Here is a 311-nt window from a genome sequence, read left to right on the forward strand (position 1 = left end):
AGGATTACTCAGCAGTGTGCTCGTCAGCAGCGCCGTCGGCCTGTTCTTGTGCAGCTTCCTGATGTTCCACAGCCTCGTCGGTCCCTGCATCATGTGCCGGCTCTTGAGCTTCCGCCTCAGGTGCTGATTCTTGCGCTTCTGGGGCCGAGGCCTCTTGTTCAGCCACGGGCTCCTGAGCAACTTCGGCAGGCGATTCATCTGCCTTAACTTCCGAAGCAGCTTGTTCGACAGCAGCCTCAGCAACAGGAGCTGCGACAGGTGCCGGCGTTGCGACCGCATCTGCGTCTGGATGGCCCGGGATCGTAGTAGGT

Annotated in this window: 1 pseudogene; it reads right to left on the bottom strand. The window is 60.5% G+C overall.

Annotated elements, in window-relative coordinates:
- Positions 1 to 4: 4 nt before the first annotated feature.
- Positions 5 to 311 (bottom strand): annotated as a pseudogene (locus AC1RO3_RS08995) (hypothetical protein); the annotation flags it as partial.

Source organism: Dellaglioa sp. CoH-57-MRSF-19, from assembly GCF_056781975.1.